General features: G+C 68.8%; 17 protein-coding genes. 8 read left to right on the plus strand and 9 right to left on the minus strand.

Features of this window, described 5'->3' with window-relative positions; translation table 11 throughout:
• The first annotated feature begins 60 nt into the window (after window positions 1-60).
• The 7 genes from B1790_RS26620 to B1790_RS26650 all read left to right on the plus strand — a co-directional run bounded on the left by B1790_RS26620 (window position 61) and on the right by B1790_RS26650 (window position 10,389).
• Complete coding sequence (locus tag B1790_RS26620) at window positions 61-1,941, plus strand: ABC transporter ATP-binding protein (protein ID WP_079926297.1); 1,881 nt, start codon at window positions 61-63, stop codon at window positions 1,939-1,941.
• Between the two features lie 38 nt (window positions 1,942-1,979).
• Window positions 1,980-3,908, plus strand: a complete 1,929-nt coding sequence (locus B1790_RS26625) for an ABC transporter ATP-binding protein (RefSeq protein ID WP_369832429.1) — start codon at window positions 1,980-1,982, stop codon at window positions 3,906-3,908.
• Window positions 3,905-5,725 (plus strand): ABC transporter ATP-binding protein, encoded by a 1,821-nt coding sequence (locus B1790_RS26630; protein WP_079926299.1) that lies wholly within the window; start codon window positions 3,905-3,907, stop codon window positions 5,723-5,725. The genes B1790_RS26625 and B1790_RS26630 overlap by 4 nt, the downstream gene beginning before the upstream one ends.
• A 26-nt stretch (window positions 5,726-5,751) precedes the next feature.
• Window positions 5,752-6,714 (plus strand): LysR family transcriptional regulator, encoded by a 963-nt coding sequence (locus tag B1790_RS26635; RefSeq protein ID WP_079926300.1) that lies wholly within the window; start codon window positions 5,752-5,754, stop codon window positions 6,712-6,714.
• 66 nt (window positions 6,715-6,780) lie between these two features.
• Window positions 6,781-8,139, plus strand: a complete 1,359-nt coding sequence (gene hisD, locus B1790_RS26640; protein ID WP_079926301.1) for a histidinol dehydrogenase — start codon at window positions 6,781-6,783, stop codon at window positions 8,137-8,139.
• Entirely contained in the window at window positions 8,136-8,945 is an 810-nt protein-coding gene (locus B1790_RS26645) for a nitrilase-related carbon-nitrogen hydrolase (RefSeq protein WP_079926302.1), read from the plus strand. Before hisD ends, B1790_RS26645 begins: the two co-directional genes overlap by 4 nt.
• The gene (locus B1790_RS26650) at window positions 8,938-10,389 is read left to right on the plus strand and encodes a cytosine permease (protein WP_079926303.1); all 1,452 of its coding nucleotides are present in this window, start codon (window positions 8,938-8,940) and stop codon (window positions 10,387-10,389) included. Before B1790_RS26645 ends, B1790_RS26650 begins: the two co-directional genes overlap by 8 nt.
• A 4-nt stretch (window positions 10,390-10,393) precedes the next feature.
• Here the strand turns inward: B1790_RS26650 and B1790_RS26655 are convergent, their stop codons facing one another.
• Genes B1790_RS26655 through B1790_RS26665 form a run of 3 tightly spaced genes read right to left on the minus strand, consistent with a single transcriptional unit; the run spans window position 10,394 to window position 13,785 of the window.
• Complete coding sequence (locus B1790_RS26655) at window positions 10,394-11,764, minus strand: NAD(P)/FAD-dependent oxidoreductase (protein WP_142271526.1); 1,371 nt, start codon at window positions 11,762-11,764, stop codon at window positions 10,394-10,396.
• Between the two features lies 1 nt (window position 11,765).
• Complete coding sequence (locus tag B1790_RS26660) at window positions 11,766-12,602, minus strand: VOC family protein (RefSeq protein WP_079926304.1); 837 nt, start codon at window positions 12,600-12,602, stop codon at window positions 11,766-11,768.
• Window positions 12,603-12,651: 49 nt separating this feature from the next.
• Complete coding sequence (locus B1790_RS26665; RefSeq protein WP_079926305.1) at window positions 12,652-13,785, minus strand: FAD-dependent oxidoreductase; 1,134 nt, start codon at window positions 13,783-13,785, stop codon at window positions 12,652-12,654.
• A 103-nt stretch (window positions 13,786-13,888) separates the two neighbouring features.
• On the opposite strand from B1790_RS26665, the gene B1790_RS26670 reads away from it, so the two are divergent.
• Entirely contained in the window at window positions 13,889-14,428 is a 540-nt protein-coding gene (locus B1790_RS26670) for a TetR family transcriptional regulator (RefSeq protein WP_079926306.1), read from the plus strand.
• Between the two features lie 68 nt (window positions 14,429-14,496).
• On the opposite strand, the gene B1790_RS26675 is transcribed toward B1790_RS26670, so the two are convergent.
• From B1790_RS26675 to B1790_RS26700, 6 genes are all read right to left on the minus strand, one after another.
• Entirely contained in the window at window positions 14,497-15,189 is a 693-nt protein-coding gene (locus B1790_RS26675) for a hypothetical protein (protein WP_079926330.1), read from the minus strand.
• Window positions 15,190-15,208: 19 nt separating this feature from the next.
• Window positions 15,209-16,186 carry an ornithine cyclodeaminase family protein gene (locus B1790_RS26680; protein WP_079926307.1) on the minus strand — a complete coding sequence of 326 codons (978 nt, stop codon included), beginning with the start codon at window positions 16,184-16,186 and terminating at the stop codon, window positions 15,209-15,211.
• A gap of 4 nt (window positions 16,187-16,190) precedes the next feature.
• Complete coding sequence (locus B1790_RS26685; protein ID WP_079926308.1) at window positions 16,191-17,108, minus strand: ABC transporter substrate-binding protein; 918 nt, start codon at window positions 17,106-17,108, stop codon at window positions 16,191-16,193.
• Window positions 17,109-17,139: 31 nt separating this feature from the next.
• Window positions 17,140-18,603, minus strand: a complete 1,464-nt coding sequence (locus B1790_RS26690; RefSeq protein WP_233165330.1) for an MFS transporter — start codon at window positions 18,601-18,603, stop codon at window positions 17,140-17,142.
• A 215-nt stretch (window positions 18,604-18,818) separates the two neighbouring features.
• Window positions 18,819-19,436 (minus strand): GntR family transcriptional regulator, encoded by a 618-nt coding sequence (locus tag B1790_RS26695; RefSeq protein ID WP_079926309.1) that lies wholly within the window; start codon window positions 19,434-19,436, stop codon window positions 18,819-18,821.
• Between the two features lie 27 nt (window positions 19,437-19,463).
• Window positions 19,464-20,945, minus strand: coding sequence for a carboxyl transferase domain-containing protein (locus B1790_RS26700; protein ID WP_079926310.1), 1,482 nt, complete (start codon window positions 20,943-20,945; stop codon window positions 19,464-19,466).
• Window positions 20,946-20,957 lie beyond the last annotated feature (12 nt).

A 20,957-nucleotide genomic window follows, 5' to 3' on the forward strand; every position in this document is an offset into this window, starting at 1 on the left:
TGGGTGTCCCCGTTGGTACCGAATTGACCTCATCTTTTGTTGAGGTTTTACGGTGATGACATGAGCATGGAATACGCGGCCAGCCGGGCCCTATACCGGCAGCGCAACGCGCGCGGAGGTGACCTCCGCGTGCTCGCCAACCGTGCCCTCTTGATGCGAATCTGGCGATTCTCCGCCCGCCACCACCGGCGCCTAGGCGCGTTCGTGGCGGTCAGCGTCGTCGGTGCGCTGCTTGCGGTGTCCACGCCGGTGCTGGCCGGACGGGTGGTCGACGCGATCGTGCACGGCGGGTTGCCGACCACGGTGGTGCTGCTGGCGTCGGTCATCGCGGCCGTGGCGGTCGCCGAGGCGGGCGTCGGAATGCTGACCCGCTGGCTGTCGTCGCACATCGGCGAGGGCCTGATCCTCGACCTGCGGACCGCGGTGTTCGACCACGTGCAGCGGATGCCGGTGGCGTTCTTCACCAGGACCCGGACCGGGGCCCTGGTCAGCCGACTGGGCAACGACGTGATCGGCGCGCAGCGCGCGTTCTCCGACACGCTCTCCGGTGTGGTCGGCAACCTGGTGACGCTAGCGCTGACGCTGGCCGTGATGCTCGGCATCTCATGGCAGATCACGGTGCTGTCGCTGCTGTTGACGCCGTTGTTCCTGCTGCCTGCCCGCCGGATCGGTCGCACGATGGCGACGCTGAGTCGGGAGAGCGCGATCTACAACGCGACGATGAATACCCAGATGACGGAACGCTTCTCGGCACCCGGTGCCACGCTGGTCAAGTTGTTCGGTGACCCGGGCCGGGAGTCCGAGGAGTTCGCGACGCGGGCCGACCGGGTCCGCGACATCGGTGTGCGGACGTCGATGCTGCAGGCCACGTTCATGAACTCTTTGACGCTGATGTCGGCGCTCGCGCTGGCGCTCGTCTACGGGCTGGGTGGCGTGCTGGCGATCGGCGGCGCGCTGCAGGCCGGGGCCATCGTCTCCCTGGCCCTGCTGTTGACGCGGCTGTACGCGCCGCTGACGGCGCTGGCCAATGCCCACGTCGAAATCGCCAGTGCGCTGGTCAGTTTCGAGCGCGTCTTCGAGGTCCTGGACCTGACGCCGCTGATTGGGGAGAAGGCCGACGCCGTGCCCGTGCCCGACGGGCCGGTCGGTGTGGAGTTCGACGACGTGCGGTTCGCCTACCCGTCGGCCGACAAGGTGTCGCTGGCCTCGCTCGAGGAGGTCGCCGTGCTCGACGACCGTGGTGGAGACGAAGTGCTGCATGGCATTTCGTTCACCGCCGAGCCCGGGCAGATGGTCGCGCTGGTGGGCTCGTCGGGCGCGGGCAAGTCGACGATCGCGTCGTTGTTGGCGCGGCTGTACGACGTCGACTCCGGGTCGGTCAAGCTGGCGGGTGCCGACGTCCGTGACGTGACCTTCGCGTCGCTGAAGGACACCGTCGGCGTCGTCACGCAGGACGGGCACCTCTTCCACGAGTCCATCCGCGCGAACCTGACCTTGGCCGCGCCGGGCGCCACCGACGAGCAGTTGTGGGAGGCGTTGCGCCGAGCCCGGCTGGACGACGTGGTCGCGGACATGCCGGACGGTCTGGACACCGTCGTCGGCGAACGCGGTTACCGGCTCTCCGGCGGACAGCGCCAGCGGTTGACCATCGCGCGGTTGTTGCTCGGGAAGTCCCGGGTGGTGGTGCTCGACGAGGCGACCGCGTCGCTGGACTCCGAGTCCGAAGCCGCGGTGCAGCAGGCGCTGGCCGAGGCGCTCGCGGGGCGGACGTCCCTGGTGATCGCCCACCGGCTCTCCACGATCCGGGCCGCCGACGTGATCCTCGTCGTCGAGGACGGTCGCATCGTCGAGCGCGGCACCCACCGCAAACTGCTGGCCCGCCGCGGCCGCTACGCAGAGCTGTACGAGACGCAGTTCGGTGACGAGACGTCCGCCGCATGAAATCGGTTGCCGAGCATGGGAACCTTGAAGGTGTGACGGTGAAAGACGACGAGGGACTTCGGTCCGAGCCCGCCGTCGCGCCACCACCTCGGCGCATCCGGTCGTCGTCGGACATCCTGCGGTTGCTGCCGTATCTGAAGCCGTACTGGCTGCGGTGGACCTCGATGCTGATCGCGGCGCTGCTCAGCCTGGTCGCCACGGTCGCCATTCCGCTGATGACGAGGGCCGTCATCGACGGGCCGGTGCGGCACCAGGATCAGCAGCACCTGTGGACGCTGGGCTCGGCCGCGATGGCCCTGCTGGTGTCCGAGGCCGTGCTGTGGTTCGTCCGCCGCTGGCTGGTCTCGCGCGCCACCATGGGCGTCGAGGCCGACATCCGCAAGGACCTCTACGCGCGGCTGCAGATCCTGCCGATGTCGTTCCACGGCCAATGGCAGTCGGGCCAGCTGCTGTCGCGGGTGATGAACGACCTCAGCACCATCCGCCAGTTCCTGTCGTTTGGCCTGCTTTTCTTGTTGCTCAACGTCATTCAGATCATCGTGGTGACGGGAATCCTGCTCGCCATGTACTGGCCGCTGGGTGTGGTCGTGGTGATCTCGATCGTGCCGATCACCGCCACCGTGCTGCACTTCCAGCGTCAGTTCACCAAGCTGTCGCGCGCCGCGCAGGATCAGTCCGGCAACGTCGCCACCCACGTCGAGGAGCAGGCGCTCGGGGTGCGGGTGGTCAAGGCGTTCGGCCGCGAGCAGTACGCCTACGACCGGTTCGACCAACGCGCCACCGCGCTGTTCGACACCGAGGTGCGCAAGGTCGGCGTCTCGGCGAAGTTCTGGACACTGCTTGAGGCGATTCCCAGCGCCAGCCTGATCATCGTGCTCGGGCTGGGTGCCTACGCCGCGGGTAGCGGCCTCGTCACGATGGGCACCCTGGTCGCGTTCATCACCATGATGCTGTCGCTGGTGTGGCCGATCGCCTCGCTGGGCTTCCTGCTGTCGATGACTCAGGAGGCCATGACGGCCGCCAACCGCGTCGTCGAGATCTTCGACGCGCCCCGCGAGATAACCGACGGGCCGCACCGCGAGGTGCCCCGCGGCGGTCGCCTGGAGCTGGTCGACGTCGGTTTCACGTTTCCCGACTCCGACGAGTGGGTCCTGCGCCACGTCAACGTCACCGTCGAGCCGGGGGAGACCCTCGCCCTGGTAGGGCCGACGGGATCCGGCAAGTCGGTGCTCGTCTCGCTGCTGTCACGGCTCTACGACGTGACCGAGGGCGCGATCCTGGTCGACGGCCACGACATTCGCGAGCTGTCGCTGCCCGCCCTGCGGAAGGCGGTCGCCACCGCCTTCGAAGACCCCACCCTCTTCTCGATGTCGGTGGCGGAGAACCTGCGCCTCGGCAGGCCGCTGGCGACCGAGGAGCAACTGGCCCAGGCCGTCGAGGTGGCCGCCGCCCAGTTTGCCTACGACCTGCCGTTCGGGCTGGACACCCGGATCGGTGAGCAGGGCATGAGCCTGTCCGGTGGTCAGCGCCAACGACTTTCGCTGGCCCGGGCACTGCTGGCCGCCCCGTCCATCCTGGTCTTGGACGACACCCTCTCGGCGCTCGACGTGCACACCGAGGCCGTCGTCACGGAGGCGCTGCGTCGCGTCCTCGCCGAGGTGACCGGTGTGGTCGTCGCCAACCGGGCGTCGACGGTGCTGCTCGCCGACCGCGTCGCCCTGCTCGAACGGGTCGACGGCGCCGGGGCGACCGTCACCCGGGTCGGCACCCACGCCGAGCTGTTGGTGACGGCACCGGAGTACCGCTATCTGCTGGCCGCCGACGACGAACTCGACGAGAACCTGGAACGCGATTGCGATTGGGAACGCGACCAGGAACGCCGCCGGCTCGAAAACCTCTACCTGGAGCAGGAAGCCGACCGGGACGGCGAGCGCGACTATGCGGCGTCGGAAGCGGAGAAGAGATGAGCACCACCGACTGGCGCGGCCGCGCCGTCAGCAACGACGACGCCGACCTGCCCATCGACGAGTCGATCTCGCGTCGCCGGGAAGCGCGCAGCCTGCTGGGCGGCCTGCTGCGGCCCTACGCCACGGCGGTGGCCCTGCTGACGATCGTCATCGTGGCGGAGAACGCCGCGCGACTGTCGGTGCCGCTGCTGGTGCAACGCGGCATCGACCATGGCATCCCGCCACTCGTCGGCGGTGGTTCCGCGCGTGAACTGATCCTGATCGTGGCGGCGCTGTGCGGCGTCGTGCTGGTGCAGGCCACCAGCCGGATGTTCTTCCTGCGCCGGTCGGGGCGGATCGGTCAGGAAGTGCTACTCGAGTTGCGCCGCAGGATCTTTCGGCACTTCCAACGGCTCGACGTCGCGTTCCACGACCGCTACACCTCCGGCCGGGTGGTGGCGCGGTCGACCAACGACGTCGAGGCCATCCAGGACATGCTGCAGACCGGGTTCGACGGTCTCATCACCGCCGTCCTGACGCTGTTGGGCACGTCGGTGCTGCTGGTGGTGCTCGACGTGAAGCTCGGGCTGATGTGCCTGTGCGCCTTCCCGGTCCTGGTGCTGCTGGTGTGGTGGTTCCGCACCCAGTCGGCGAAGACCTACAAGCTGGTGCGTGAGCGCGCCGCGTTGGTGATCGTGCAGTTCGTCGAGACGATGACGGGAATCAAGGCGGTACAGGCCTACCGCCGCGAGCCGCGCAACCAACAGATCTTCACCGACGTCGCCGACGACTACAAGAACGTCAACGAGCGGGCGTTCAAACTGCTGGCGATCTTCATGCCTGCCGTCCGCCTCGTCGGCAACGTCACCACCGGCGGAGTGCTGCTCTACGGCGGTTACCGGGTGCTCAACGGTGAGATGACGCTCGGCACGCTGACCGCGTTCCTGCTGTATCTGCGGATCTTCTTCGAGCCGATGCAGGAGATCTCGCAGTTCTTCAACACGTTCCAGTCCGCCGCCGCGGCCCTGGAGAAGATCGCGGGCGTGCTGGCCGAGAAGCCCGGCATCCAGGACCCGGAGCAGCCAGTCGAGCTCTCGACGGTCAAGGGTGACATCGAGTTTCGTGACGTCGCCTTCTCCTACGTTCTCGACCGTCCGGTGCTTCCGGACTTGCGGCTGGAGATCCCGGCGGGTCAGACCGTCGCCCTGGTCGGGACGACCGGTGCCGGCAAGACCACCATCGCCAAGCTGATCGCCAGGTTCTACGACCCCACCTCGGGTGCGGTCATGCTCGACGGCGTCGACCTGCGCGACCTCGCGCAGGCCGACCTGCGCAAGCACGTGGTCATGGTGACGCAGGAGAACTTCATGTTCGAGGGCACCATCGCCGACAACATCCGGTTCGGTCGACCCGACGCGACCGACGCCGAGGTGCGCGAGGCGGCCGAGGCCGTCGGCGTCAGCCGGTTCGTCGACGCGCTCCCCGACGGCTACGAGACCGACGTGGCCAAGCGGGGCGGCCGGTTGTCCGCTGGCCAACGGCAGTTGATCGCCTTCGCCAGAGCGTTTCTCGCCGATCCCGCCGTGCTCATCCTGGACGAGGCGACGTCGTCACTCGACATCCCCAGCGAGCGGCTGGTGCAGCGGGCGCTCGCCACGGTGCTGGCCGACCGGACCGCGGTCGTCATTGCGCACCGCCTCTCCACCGTCGAGGTGGCCGACCGCGTGCTGGTGCTCGAACACGGTCGCATCGTCGAGGATGGGCCGCCGGGGGAGCTGATGGTCGGCGACGGCCGGTACGCCGCGCTGCATCGGGCGTGGGTCGACTCCCTGGTCTGAACACGCGGTCTCCCTATGCTCAACGGGTGACGCTCAATCAACTGCGTGCGTTCGTCGAGGCCGAGCGGCTGGGTTCGTTCACGGGCGCCGCCGATGCGCTGCACATGGCGCAGGCCTCGATCTCGGAACTGGTGCGTCGCCTCGAGGACGAGTTGGACGCCCAACTGTTCGTCCGTGGCAGTCGCAGGCTGGCCTTGACCGCGGCGGGCGAGGAGCTGTTGCCCTACGCGCAGCAGTCGGTGCTCGCCGCCGACGGGGGCGCGCAGGCGGTTCGCTCGGTGGGCTCGCTCGGCGGTGGGACGGCGACGTTCGGGGTTCCGCGCAACGCCGACTACTACCTGTTGTCGAGCCTGGTGCAGACGTTCCACACGCGTTACCCCGAGGTGCGGGTTCGGCTCGTCGGGCAGAACTCGGCGGAGACCGCGGCGGCGATTCAGGCCGGTGAGATCGAGGCGGGTCTGCTGATCCTGCCCATCGACGACGAGGGTCTGACGGTGCGCCCGCTGGTGCGCGACGAGGTGTTCTACGTCAGCGCCGACCCGGCCCGCACCGAAAGTCCGGTCACCATCGGCCAATTCGCCGCCACGGACCTGGTGCTCTACGACGCCCACTACGGCTGGAAGGATCCCACCCGACGCCAACTCGCCGAGCGCGCTCAGCTCGCCGGACTGCGATTGGAGCCACTGATCGAGATCGAGCACGTCGAGGCGGCGCTGAAGCTGGTGGCCGACGGCGTTGGCGACACGATGGTGAGCGGCGCGGTCATCGAGAGCGGGGCGTTTCCCAAGGGCCTGCACACCGTGGCGTTCGCCGAGCCGCTGTTCGACACCATCGCCCTGGCGCAGCGTCGTGGGCGCCCCCTGTCGAATGCCACCCGGGAGTTCGCCCGGCTGGCCGAGGACACCATCCGTGACTTGGCGCAGCTGGACACCGCAGCGGGGGATGGGCATTCCGTCGTCCCGCAGATCTCCCGCCGTCGTATCGGATAATCCTGTGGATCGCGCAGGAGTTGCCCATCTAGTCCTTTGCCGGAAATCGGCCTACCGTCCCTGGGCATGCAGATCACCGCAGATGAAGCCCGCGCCCTCGGACCGTTCACCTGGCTGAAGAAGCCCGCCGTCGACGGGCCGCCAGCACAACGCGATCCGCTTGTCGTGGAACGGGTGTCGGAAATGCTCGCGCACATCGAACGCGACGGGCTCGACGCCGTCCGGTCCTACGCGAAGGACCTCGACGGGTGGACCGGGAACCTCGAGGTGGCTTCCGCCGATCTCCGCAAGAGCGGCGACGCCCTTCCCGCCGACGTGCGGGCGGCGCTGGAACTCGGCTACGACCGCACCAACCGATTCGCCACCGCGCAGCGCGCTCACCTCTCCGACTTCGAGGTCGACGTCGCGCCAGGCGTCGTGGGCGGAGTGCAGTACATCCCGGTGTCGCGTGTCGGCGCCTACCTCCCGGCCGGCCGATTCCCGCTCCTGGCAAGCGCTTTCATGACCGTCGGGGTGGCCAAGGCCGCAGGCGTGCCCACCGTGCTGGCGTGCACGCCACCGTCGGGGGCCGACGGCGCCCATCCCGCCGTGCTCTACGGCGCGTACCTGTCGGGGGCCGACCGGGTCTTCGCCATCGGCGGCGTGCAGGCCCTTGGCGCAATGGCGTTCGGCCTACTGGACGAAGCGCCGGTCGACATGCTGGTCGGCGCGGGCAACGCCTTCGTCACCGAGGCCAAGCGGCAACTCTTCGGTCGGGTCGGCATCGACCTGCTGGCCGGACCGTCTGAGGTCGCGGTGCTGGCCGACGACAGCGCCAACCCGGAGTGGGTGGCCGCCGACCTGTTGGGGCAGGCCGAGCACGGCCCCAACTCGCCCGCGGCCTTGATCACCACGTCGGAGGCGTTGGGCCGCAAAGTCGTCGATGCGATCGACCGCCAGCTCGAGGGTCTCGCCACCCGCGCCGTCGCGGGTGCGGCGTGGCGCGACTACGGTTCGGTGGTGGTGGCCCGCGATCGTGCCCAGGCGGCCGCGATATCCGACGTCCTCGGCCCCGAACACCTCGAGGTGCAAACCGAGGACGACGACTTCTTCCTCAAGGAGCTCCGCAACTACGGTTCGCTGTTCATCGGACCGTGGAGCACGGTCGCGTACTCGGACAAGGGCATCGCCGGCACCAATCACGTTCTGCCGACCGGCAAGACGGCCCGCTACAACGCCGGCCTCTCGGTCTCGCGCTTCCTCAAGCCGCTGACCTATCAGCGCGCTCAGCGCGAGGCGACCGCAGCGCTGGCCCCTGCCGTCGAACGCATCTCGGCGTTCGAGGGGCTGGCGGCGCACGAGGCGACAGCCACCATCCGCATCGACGCGATCGGCCGTCACTCAGGTGCCTTCGACGGAACTCCCGCAGTCAACCGGGGCCGATGACTCGGCAGCTGCGGGTCTCGGCCGTCAGCCTCGCCGTCGAGATGGGCAACGTGGCCGCGAACCTGGCGGCCATCGAGCGTGCCCTCGGCCGTCGGGAGCCGGGTCCCCATCTGATCGTGCTTCCCGAACTGTCCACCAGCGGCTACGTCTTCGACGACGAGGTCGAGGCGCGTTCGCTCGCGATGCGGGCCGACGATCCGAGATTGGCGTCGTTAGCCGAAGCGCTGCACACCGATGCGGTGGCGGTCGTCGGATTCTGCGAGACCGACGGTGACCGACTGTTCAACTCGGCGCTCGTCATCGGTCGTGACGGTGTCCTGGGCTGCTACCGGAAGGCGCACCTCTGGGGCGCCGAGTGCGACGTGTTCGTCCCCGGTGACGAAGCGGGCGCGGTATTCGACACTCCCGTCGGCAGGCTCGGCGTCGCCATCTGCTACGACAGCGAGTTCCCGGAGCTGACAAGGCGTTTGGCGCTGGCGGGCGCTGAAGTCCTCGCGCTTCCGGTGTGTTGGCCCATGGTGGTTCGACCGGCTGGCGAGCATCCGCCCGAGACCATCCAGGCCATGGCCGCCGCCAGGACCTCTCGACTGGCGACGGTGATCGCGGACCGGCACGGTGCCGAGCGTGGGGTCGAATGGACCGGCGGCACCGCCGTCGTGTCGGCAGACGGCTGGATCTGCGCGACACCGGATGACGATGGCAAGGCCACCGCCATCCTCGACCTGTCGGGGGACAAATCCCTTGGCGCCCACAACGACTTGTTCGCGGATCGGCGTCCGGAACTCTACGGAGGTATTCATGTCTGAGACACCCACCATCGAGTCCAAGTCCATTGACTGGGTTCCGCTCGGCGAACGCAAGGGCAAGCCTTCGACCCTGTTCCCGCTGTGGTTCATGTCGAACGCCAACCTGACGACGCTTGCCACGGGCATGGTCGGCGCGGCGCTCGGGGCGTCGCTGCTGACGTCCTTGCTCGCGATCCTCAGCGGCACCGCGGTCGGCACGGTGTTCACCGCGTTCCACTCGGCCCAGGGCCCGCAGTTGGGACTGCCGCAAATGATTCAGTCGCGCGCTCAGTTCGGCTATCGCGGCGTCGTCGTCATCTGTGCCGTCGTGGTGTTCAGCATCGTCGGCTTCAACGTCTTCAACCAGATCCTCGCCGCCGACGTGCTGACGTTGACCACGGGCGCGGATCTGCCCGACCTGTGGTACGTCGTCATCACGGCACTCGCGTTGGCACTGGCCATTTTTGGCTACCACTGGATCCACCGCTTTCAGACCTGGCTCACCTGGGTGTTCCTCGCCACCTTCGGCGTGTTCACCGTCGCGGCGCTCATCTGGTCGGACATTCCCGACGGCCAACTGGGACTTGGTCAGTTCACGTGGGCGGCGTTTCTCGTCCAGTTCGGCGCGGCCGCGGCGTACGCCCTCGGCTGGGCTCCCTACGTGTCGGACTATTCCCGTTACCTGCCGCCCCAGACCAGTCCGCGCAAGGCACTGTTCTACACCTACACGGGCGTATTCGTCGGCGCCGCATGGCTCATGGCGCTCGGCGCCCTGGTTGCGGCACTGATGGCAGGCGCCTCTCCGCTCGACGCGGTGCGCAAGGCGGCCGACGACATCGTGCCGGGTTCGGGGCTCTGGCTTCTGGTCGCCGCGCTGCCGGGCTTGATCACCGTCATCACGATCAACATCTACGCCGCGTCGCTGGAGTTGATCACGATGGTCGACTCGTTCCGCGCCGTCCGCCCGACCCGTCGACTGCGGGTGATCTCGTGCTCGGTCGTCGCCGCGGCGGGCCTCCTCGGTGCCATGCTGTCGACGGGAGAATTCCTGTCGAACTTCGGCAGCTTCCTGGTGGTGCTGCTGTATCTGCTGGTGCCGTGGACGTCGGTCAACCTGGTGGACTACTACTTCGTGCGGCGTGGCCACTATGCGGTCAGGGAGATCTTCGTGCCCGGCGGGGTGTACGGCACGTGGGGCTGGCGAGGACTGATCGCCTACCTCGTCGGCATCGTTGCCATGGTTCCCTTCGTGGTGACGGTGTGGTTCACCGGTCCGGTCGCGTCGGCGATGGGCGGCGTCGACGTCGCGTTGTTCGTTGGTCTGTTCGCATCGGCCGTGGCGTACGTGGTGATGGCGCGCTCGTTGGACTTGGATGCCGAGATCGCCAGGGCTGAAGCCGATTCCCGGGAGCACGGCATCGAAGCGGTCAGCTTCGCCGGACGCGTCGCGCCCGTCGAGACCTGAGTCGTCAGGCGCGGAGCAGGGCTTCGAGCTTGGTGTTGGCGGCTCGCAGGCGTGGCGCGATCTGACGGAAGACGTCGGTGGCGTCCGCGTCGGCGGCAAGCATGTGGCTGGCGGCGTTCAACCGGGCGCCGTTGAGCCACGCCATCAGGTCGGGATCGTCGAACCAGCGCAGTTGGTTGAGGTTGAACTCGACGGTCATCGTGATCCAGTCGAGCGGCTTCGTCGGGTGGGGGACCGGCCGGCAGTAGTCGTTCTTGGCGTCGTCCCCGAGGCTCATCGCCTCGACGCGGGCGATGACCGCGGCACTGAACGTGGGCTGGCAGGTGCGCACCGACTGCAGGGTGATGCGGTCGCCTGCGAATACCGTTGTCGCCGGGCGGGTTCCGATGCCGTCGCCGGTGCAGTCGACGAACAACGCCGACGTGTCGACGGCGACGGTGCCGTCTTCTAGGACGATTCGGCCCGGCTCCAGCGCGACGACGCGCCCCATCCTGACGACGTCGGAGATCCGGCGCAGATGGTCGAGTTCACCCTGGGAGACGATCGCGCACCGGTACATCGACGGCGTCACCGCATCGTCGATCCGAAGCAGGCAACCGCGTTCGTTCAGCAGGCGGAACAGGTCCTCGACCGAGTCGGCGGCCGCGATGGCCCGCGACTGGGCCGAGAAGTCCGCAAGCACCCGCCTGGCGAAGGCCGGGCCTGGCTGCACGGAGGCACGGTCGAGCAGCCAGGAGTCCCGCGGCTTGATCCACGTCAGCCGATCGGGTGAAATGCCGTGCCGCATGAGCCAAGTACACGCGTCCATGGAGGTCTTGCCGCCACCGACGATCACGTAGCGGTCCCGGACCCGCTGCTTGGGCAGGTCGTTGGGCGGGATGCAGTCGACCCCGGTGGCGACGTCGTAGAGCGGCGGGCGCATCGACGGCGCCACGACGCTCAGGTAGGTGGCGTCGACTACCCGGCGCCGGACCTCGACCCGATACTCGTCTCCGGCCAACGTCCGAAAGCGGTTGTCGCCCAAGTATTCACTCATCGGGAAGTACGAGACCCGGCCGCTGGGCAGCAGGTGCTGACGCATCACCTGGTCGTAGTAGGCGCACACCTCGCTGCCGCCGGCGAGCTCGTAGAAGCCCTCGTTCCAGCCGCCGGCGTCGATCGAGTCGCTACCCAGCCGGCGCGAGTTGACGCCGTAGTACGCCGAGGGTTGATGCAGCCGGACGAAGGGATAGGCGTTGACCCAGTGCCCGCCGGGCTGGTCGTTGCGGTCGACGAGCACCACGGTCGCGTCGGTCTCGGAGATCAGGGTGTCCACGAACGCCATGCCCATCGCGCCCGCGCCGACGACCAGATAGTCGGCCTCGAGGATCGGCACGCTAGCCCTTGGTCGGGGTGAACTGGCTCAGGACGAGTTCGGCGCCCTGCGGGTCGCGGACCGTGGCGGTCCTGGTCCACTCCGAGTCGTCAGACGACAGGACGGTGGCGCCGAGGTCCTCCGCCGTGGCCGCCGACGTGTCGCGATCGGCCACGGCGAACGTCACCTGCCATCGTTCGGGGTGGCCCTCGGGGATCAGTCGCATCCAGGCGACCGCGTCCTCGAACCCGGCGGGCGCGGCCACCTCGGCTTGCCGCTGCCTGATGTCGGGGTCGACGGTCTCGGCGAGGTGATCGCCGTAGCCGGGCCTGCGAACCATCGTCGCGTAGCCGACGTCGTCGACTTCCCACCCGAACACCGTCGAGTAGAACTTCGCGGACTGGTGTGGGTCGGTGGTGTGCAGGTCGCTGAAGTTCCACGTGCTCGGCGCGTTGACCCGTTGCGCCCCAAGGCGTTTGCGCGCCTGCCACAGGCGGAACTCGGCGCCGCGCGGGTCGACGCACACCGCCAGGCGTCCGCCGGGACCGGCGTCGACCGGGGCGAGCGTGACGGTGCCGCCCGCGGCCGCCACGTCCCGAGCGGTCGCGTCGGCGTCGTCGACTGCGACGTAGGTGCGCCACGCGACGACCTCGTCGTTCGAGTCGGGGGTGGCGATGGCGGCGACGTCCTCACCGCCGATGGTGGCGATCAGGTAGTTGCCAGGGGCGTCGGTGGGGATGGCGTCGGTGAAGGTCCAGTCGAATAGTCCGGCGTAGAAGCGCTTTGCCTCGTCGAGGTCGTGCGCGACGGTGTCGATCCAACTGGGGACGCCGTGCGGGTACGTCTTCGGTGGGGTCATGCCGCCATGGTTCCCGTTGGCACCCGAAAGTCAAACAACGCCGTCCGCCTCAGCGGTAGACCAGGCCCGACAGGCGGGTCGCCAGGGCGCGGGTGACCACGGGGAGATGCCCGAGGATCTTCAGCGCGGCGTTGCGGGCGGGGCGCGCCGCGCGTGGCAGGGTGGCGAGTCTGGTCAGTCGATCGGTCAGGGCAATCACCTGCATGGCAATCGGACGGCGGGCGGCGGCGTACTCGTCGAGCCGCGAGTCCGGCCCGCCTGCCAACACCGCCGCCAACGCGTCGGCTAGGGCGACCGCGTCCTGGATGCCGAGGTTCATGCCCTGACCGCCGGCCGGGCTGTGCACGTGGGCGGCGTCGCCCGCGAGCAGGATCCGGCCGCAGCGGTAGGTGTCGGCGACCCGATGGTGGATCCGGAACCGGGAACCCCAGACGACGTCCGTCACCGCGATGCCTCCGGGACCGCGGGCGTCGAGGAGGTGCTGTACGAACTCGACCGAGGGCGCCTCGGGTGCGTCGTCGACGGGAGCGACGATGCGAAACGCGCCGTCGGGCAGGGGTGCGACGACGGTAAGGCCCTCGCTCGCCCAGAACAGCCGGACCTCGTCGGTCGGAGCGTCCCCCCGCAGGTGGACGTCGGCGAGGACGAAGGAGTGGTCGTAGGCACCCCCGGTGAAACCGATCCCGGCCTGCGTGCGCACGGTGCTGTGCATGCCGTCTGCGCCGACGACGTAACGGGCGCGGACGGTGTCGCCGTCGTCGAACGTCGCCGTCACGCCCGTGGCGTCCTCGGTGACGGTGACGAGCACCTTGGGCCGCACGACGTCGCCGCCGAGTTCGCGAACGCGGTCCACTAGCAGCCGTTCGGTCGTCGACTGCGGCGCCATGAGCGTGAACGGATAGGCCGTGCCAAGACCGCTGAAGTCGACTGTGAGCAGGGTGGTGGCGCCGTCACGAATGGCGAAGCGGGGCGCTTCGAGGCCCTCCTTCACCAGGCGGCGCGTGACGTCGATCCCCTCGAGCACCTCGAGCGTGCGGGCGTTGACCCCGGCGGCGCGGGAGGTGTTCGCGGCTTCGGCCTGCCGGTCGACGAGCGTGACGCTCGCGCCGTTGAGCAGCAACGATGCGGCGAGTGTCAGCCCGGTCGGGCCAGCGCCCACGATGAGGACGTCGGTGTCGTGCATGGGGTGCTCCTTGGGGCCGGACAAATGCCAACGCGTGTTGGCATTTCCCAGCGTGCGCTGTGTCAGCGGAAAAGTCAACAGGTGTTGGCATAGAGTCCTCGGCATGGGAGCGAAGGCCGACCAGACCAAGGCCGTCATTCTGGCCGCCGCCAGGGAGCGGTTCGCCGAATCGGGATATGAGGCCGCCACCATTCGGGCCATCGCCGCGGACGCGAACATCGATCCGTCGATGGTGATGCGCTACTTCGGCAACAAGGACCAGCTGTTCGCCGCCGCCGCGGAGTTCGACCTGCGGTTCCCCGACCTGTCCGACGTCGCACCCGAGCGCCTTGGCCACGCGTTGGCGTCGCACTTCTTGACGCGCTGGGAGGCCGACGACGCGCTGGTGGTGCTGCTGCGCTCGGCCACCACGAATGCCGATGCGGCCCAACGCATGACCGACATCTTCGCTGGCCAGCTGCTGCCCGCGATCTCGAAGTTCACCCCCGACGACGCGCCGCGGCGGGCCGGCCTCATCGCCACCCAGGTGCTCGGAATGGCGTTGTGCCGCTTCGTGTTGCGGCTGCCACCCGTCGTCGAATTGAGCCGCGAGGAACTGATCGAGTGGCTCGGCCCCACCCTGCAGCGCTACGCGGTCGGTTAGGGCCCCGAGTGTGAAACTGGCGACGGGAATCGCCGCGGAGGCGTCGCCAGATTCACGAACGCGGCCCGCTAGGCCTCGATCTCCCCGGCGATCCGCCGCTCGATGCCGGCCCGCGTCACCGCGGGCAACACGATCAGACCGTCGAGCTCGCGCTGGGCCTTGGAGTACGCGTTGCGCCGCTCGTCGACGGTGGCCGCGCCGTCGGAGGCCACCCGCAGCAGACGCTGAGCACGTTCCAACCGCTCCTGCGCTTCCACCGAGAAGTCACTGCGTCGCCTGCGGACCGCCTCGGCCTCCGCGACGTCGAACGCGGTGACGTAGTCGTGGACGGCGTCGCGGTAGTCGAGCTGGGCGTCCCGGTCACCGACGACGTCCTCGGCGCTCGCGGGCCGCAGCAGGTCGGCGCGGCTGCGGGCCCGGTGGAACTCTGCGGTGAGCGGCTCGCGCATGTCGGTCATCAGCGGGAAGTCCAGCAGCTTGGCCACGTCCAGCTCGTAGTCCAGCCAGCGCGCGTCGGTGCCGTCGTGCCGCTGCAGGACCTTGGTCACCTCGCGACGGGCGGCCGCCTCGTCGACCCGTCCGCGTCCCGAGGCCTCCGCCATCGCGACCTTGGCCTGCTGCTTGATCCGGTAGCGCTCCAGCCGGCGCTCGGCGCGGCGCTCGTTGGCGGCGGCGACGGCCCTGACGGCACCGCCGATCACCCCGCCGAGCGGAAAGATCAGCCACCAGAAGTTTCCGGCGAAGTGCAGCACCGAGTCCACGGTTCCCACAATGCCACCGCTACGCGCTCAGATCGACCGTCGTCCCCACTCCGAGCTCCGCGGCGCGGGCCAGGACCAACTCGGCGGTGGCAAGGTCTTGCAACCCGAGGCCGACGGACTCGAACAGCGTCACGTCCTCGGCGCAGGACCGACCCGCGCGAGACCCGACGATCACCTGCCCCAGTTCCGTACGTGCGTCGTCCGCGGTGATGGCGCCCTCGGCGATTGCCAGCAGCACGCCTCCGGACTTCGCCATCGCGGTGTCGTGGCTGTCCACGATGACGCGGGAGCGCTTCATGGCCGCGCCGTCGACCTCGCGGTGGTCCGGCCGCGGCGGTGCCCCCACCGCGTTGACGTGCTGGCCCGGCCGCAGCCACGCGCCGAGCAGAACCGGGTCACGGGCCGGGGTCAACGTGCACACGACGTCGGCGGCGGCCACGACCGCTTCGGCCGACGAAACCCGTTCGACCGCAACGCCGATGTCCTGCGTCCTGGCCACGAACGCGTCGAACGTGGCGGTGCTCCTTGTCCAGACGACGATCTTCCAGATGTCCCTGACGGCCGAGATGGCGCGGGCGTGTTCGACCGCCAGATTGCCCGCCCCGATGACTCCGAGGACGGTTGCGTCACGCCGTGCCAGGTGGTCGGTCGCGACGGCGCTGACGGCCGCGGTACGCATGGCCGTGACGGCGCGGCCGTCGAGGATGGCCAGGCACTCACCGGTCGACGCGGACGTGACCATGATGCTGGAGCGTTGCACCGGCAGTCCACGCGCGCGATTGGCGGGCAGGTCGCAGAGCATCTTCACCGAGACGTGTCCACCCCCGGACGTGGTCATGGGAATCGCCGAACCGTCGTCGGCCAAGGCGATGGCACGTGGCGCCGGGTTGTGCCAGTCGCCGCGCGCCAACCCGGCGTGCGCCAGCTCGACGGCCTTGCGCACCTCGTCGCGGTCCAGCAGGCCGGTGATCTCGGAGTGCGTCAGGATGAGCACCATGCGATCAGGCCGAGACCGAAGCCGAGCCGACCGCGTCGACGATCGTCGAGTCGACCACGTCGCCGAAGTCGGGGATGGCGCGAACCATGCCTTCCTCGAACAAGATTCGCATCCAGCGCTCGGTGGCGGCCTGGTCGATGCGGGGTGTTGCCCACGTCTGTGAGCGCAGCATCCGTTCACACGCGCTGGCCAGCACCTCCGGCGGGGTCGTCGGCCAGTGCTCGGCCAACAGCGGACGTAGTTCGTCGACGCCGACCGAGGCCAGCAGCGCCATGGATTCGTCGAGTGCCGCGGTGAACGCGATCAGCCGCTCGGACAGCTCCTCGATCCGCTCGGAGCGGAGGTAGTAGACGCTGTTGGGCCCGAGGCCTCCGGTCACCGAGTAGTCGTTGACGATGAATCCGGTTCCCCTGTGCTGCAATAGTTCTGCCGTCGTGTGGTCCAGCACGATCGCGTCTCCCAGGCCGGACTCGAACAGCTCGACGAACATCGGCGTTGACAGGTCGCGCAGCCACCTGACCGACGCGGGGTCGACGCCGGCTTCCCGCACCAGGCCCGCGGTGAAGGCGTACGGCGCACTGCCGCCGATGCCCGGCGCGAGGACGGTCCGGCCGGTCAGATCCGACCATTGGAAGTCCGGTTGCGACGTCCGGGTCACCAGGGCCTTGGGAAACTGATGGTTGACCTGGGCGACGACCGAGAGCTTGCGGGGGGTGCCGCTGTACATCGCGGGAACCCACAGGCCGCCCAGCGCGATGTCGGCGTCGCCGCTGTCCAGATCGTCGAGCACGCCCGTCCACGGATCCTTCGCGGTGGCCGTGACGGTCAAGCCGCGCTCGGCGAAGAGGCCGAGGTGGTCGGCGTAATACTGCGGCAGGTAGTTCAGTCCGTGGGCGGTGGCGGAGATGTTCAGTGTCAACATGTTTGGTGTTTCCTTCTCGATTGGTGACGAATCAGGCGGCGTGGGCGAGGACGGGCTTTTCGGTGACGGCCTCCAGGGGCTTACCGAACGTCTCGGGGCCGAAACGGGCGGCGACGACCAACAGTGCGTACATGACGGCGATCATGGCGAACACGCCGGCGACCCCCGCCCGGTCGAAGAAGAACAGCGCTGCGAAGGGCATGACGGCGCCCGCGACGTTGCCGATCCCGTTGACCACCGAGGTGCCCATCGCCCGCACCGAAGTGGGGAAGAGCTCCGGTGACCACACCGACAGCATGGTGTTGAGCATCATGGTGAAGAACTGAAAGATCATGCCCAGCACCAGAATCAGGGCGGTCGAGTGGGCGAACGACGCGAAGCAGATGGCAGAGATGCACCCCAGCACGGCGGCGATGCTCACGGTGAGCCGCCGCGGCGCCTTGCCCGCCAGGTAGGACGCCGCGCACGCCCCGAACAGGGAACCGATGTTCATGATCATGGTGAAGGCCAGCGAGTCCGACAGCGAGTAGCCGCGTGACACCAGCAGGATCGGCATCAGGAACAGCAGGGTGACCTGCGCGCCGAACGACATCCACGAGGCGGCGCCGATCGCTGCTGTGCGCCTGAGGTTTTCGCCCTTGAACACCTCGGCGTAGCTGCTCTTCACCTGGACTGGAATGTCGGCCTCGGTGACGTACTGCTTGGTGGCGCCGGGCTTGCGCAGGGCTTTGATGCTGCCGCCGCCCAGTCGGGTCAGGCTCTGGTTGGCCTCGTCGACGCGACCCTTCGACAGCAGGAAGCGGGGCGACTCGGGCAGATACCGACGGAAGAAGACCACCAGCAACGCGGGGATCGCCAGCAGCACGTAGGTCCAGCGCCATGCGGTGTCGTTGCCGCCGAGTACGCCGTTGAGTGGGCCGAGGACCAACCAGAAGAAGCCGAAGGACGCGATGTTGCCGACGCCGCCGGAGGAGATGTTGAGCGTCGCGAGCAGCGATCCCCGATGCCGGGTGGCCACGATCTCGGCCAGGATCGCCAGGCCGACGGTGAACTCGCCGCCAAGGCCGATGCCGACGATGAACCGACTCGCCAGCAGCATTTCGTAGTTCACCGCCGCCGCGCTGATCAGGCCGCCGAGGGTGTAGACCAGAAGGTTGAGGCTCAGGGCGGCGCGACGACCCCAGCGGTCGGCGATGTAGCCGCCGATGAGACGGCCGGCCAGCCCGCCGAGCACCGTGGCCGTGTTGATCATCGTCAACTCCGCATTGCCGATGCCGAACGACTCCTTGAGGAGCGGTCCCATCGCACCGGTGGAGTTCTGTTCGAGGGAATCGAAGAACAATCCGGCCATCAGAAGCAGGATGAGTGCGGCCTGCACCCGGCCGAAGCCGATGCGGTCCAGGGCGGCCGTCAGACCGGGCGATGCCGCGGGGTCGGGTGGTTCGGAGTCGTGTTGAGCGGGAACGAGTTTGGTCTTCGTGCGAACGAGGGACATCGGGGTCTCCGGATGGGTGAGTCGACACCGGCGACGGTTGCGTCGGTGAGCCGACCCCACGTCGTCGATGACAGAAGCCGCGCTGCCCAATTTGTATACGAAACCCGTTACGCATCTGTTTCCCACCAGCGCTATTGCGTTACAACCACGAAAACTCTGCCTGGATTGTAGTACAACCGAGTGTCTGTGCGGACGGAGCGGGTGCGGCTCGAACGTCAGTCGTGCTCGAACTCTTCGGCGAAGTACCGCTCGTCGCGGCGAAGGTGCTCTTCCATCAGATAGCCCGCCTGTACCGCCGAGCCGTTCACGATCGCCTGGGCGATCGCCCGGTGATCACTCGTCGACGCGTCGGGGTTGTGTCCCAGTCCCCACTGCACGCGTCGGTTCAGCCCGGCCAACATCTCCACCAGTTGCCGGTTGCCGGACGCGGCAGCCACCACTTCGTGGAACGACGGACCCTCCTCGTCGTGGTGTCGGTCGAAGTCCTGGGCGAGGGCGGCCAGCTCGTCTGCGGCCTCGCCGCCGCGATTGGTGGCGGCCAACTGCGCTGCGAGCACCTCGAGGCCGCGGCGGATTTGCAACAGTTCTCGGCCGTCCTGGACGAGCGTCTCGGAGACGGCGGCACCGCGGTAGCGCACGATCGTGACGAAGCCCTCGGACTGGAGTCGAGACAACGCCTCCCGCACCGGAACCCGCGACACCCCGTACTTCTTGGCGATCGACTCTTCGATCAACCGTTCGCCAGCCGTCAACCGCCCCGCCAGAATGTCCTGACGCAGCGCGTGAGCGATCGAATCGCCGGTCGACTCCACCCGGGACGAGGGCTCTGTCACGACGTGCAGCCTAAACCGTGCGCACGGTCAGCCGGGCAACCCGATTCCGCGGTAGTGCCGTAGCCGTGACGCCAACCGCTCCTCGGCGGGCAGGCGCCTCAGAGCCGCCAGCTCGGCGGCGATGGTGGCCGACAGCCGATTGGTGAAGTCCAGCGGGGTGTCGGCGGCGTCGGTGTGTTCTCCCACGATGGCGTCGACGATCCCGTTGCGCAGCAAGTCCGCCGACCGAATGCCCTGGGCGGCAGCGAGTTCCGGGGCATGGTCGACGTCGCGAAAGACGATCGCACTGGCCCCCTCTGGCGGCAGCGGCGCCAGCCAGCCGTGCAGGGCGGCCAGGACGCGGTCGGCGGGCACCATCGCCAGCGCAGGCCCGCCGCTGCCCTGGCCGAGCAGCACCGAGACCGTCGGCGTGTCCAGGGTGACCAGCTGCGCCAGGCACCTGGCGATCTCACTCGCCAGCCCGCCCTCCTCCGCGGCGGCCGACAGAGCCGGGCCGGGCGTGTCGATGACCAGGACGAGCGGCAGCCGCAGCCCGGCGGCCAACGCCATCCCGCGGCGTGCCTCGCGCAGCGCCTGTGGACCTGCGAGTCCGCCGCCGACACCGCGCTGCTGACCGACCACCACCGCGGGTTGCCCGCCGAATCGGGCCAGCGCCAGCAGCGTGGTGGCCGCTTCGCCGTGGCCGCCGGTTCCCGAGAGCAGCACCCGCTCCGTCGTACCGTGCCGCAACAGGTACCCGATGCCGGGGCGGTCCGGGCGCCGGGAGATCTCGACCGAATCCCACGCCGGTACGTCGGCGACGGGCTCCGCCTCCGGAGCGTTCGGTGGCGTGCCAGGTGCGTCGGAAAGCACCGTGAGCGCGCGATCCAGCGTCGAGCGCAGCAGTTCGATCGGGACGACGCCGTCGATGACGCCGTGCCGGTGCAGGTTCTCCGCCGTCTGGACGCCCGTCGGAAACGGTTCGCCGTAGAGGTGCTCGTAGACCCGCGGCCCGAGGAAGCCGATCAACGCCCCCGGCTCGGCGGCGGTCACGTGGCCCAGCGACCCCCACGACGCGAACACCCCGCCGGTCGTCGGGTGCCGCAGGTACACCAGGTAGGGCAGATGCGCCTGCTTGTGCAGTTCGACCGCGGCGGCGATCTTCACCATCTGCAGGAAGGCGACCGTGCCCTCCTGCATGCGGGTTCCGCCGGAACTCGGGGACGCGACCAGCGGCAGGGCTTCGGCCGTCGCCCGTTCGATCGCGGCCGTGATCCGTTCGGCCGCTGCCACGCCGATCGAACCGGCGAGGAAGTCGAACTCGCTGGCCACGACGGCCACGCGGCGACCGAAGACCGTGCCTTCGCCGGTCAGCACCGATTCGTCGAGGCCGGTGGCGGCCCTGGCGTCGGCGAGGTCGCGGCGATAGCCGTCGTCGGCGGCGACGTCGAGTGGGGGACTGTCCCAGCTGACGAACGACCCCTCGTCGAGGACGGCGTCACGCAGCGTCATGGCACCGATCCGGCTCACGAGGCAAGGCTA

The sequence above is a fragment of the Mycobacterium sp. AT1 genome, from assembly GCF_002043095.1.
GTDB lineage: Bacteria > Actinomycetota > Actinomycetes > Mycobacteriales > Mycobacteriaceae > Mycobacterium.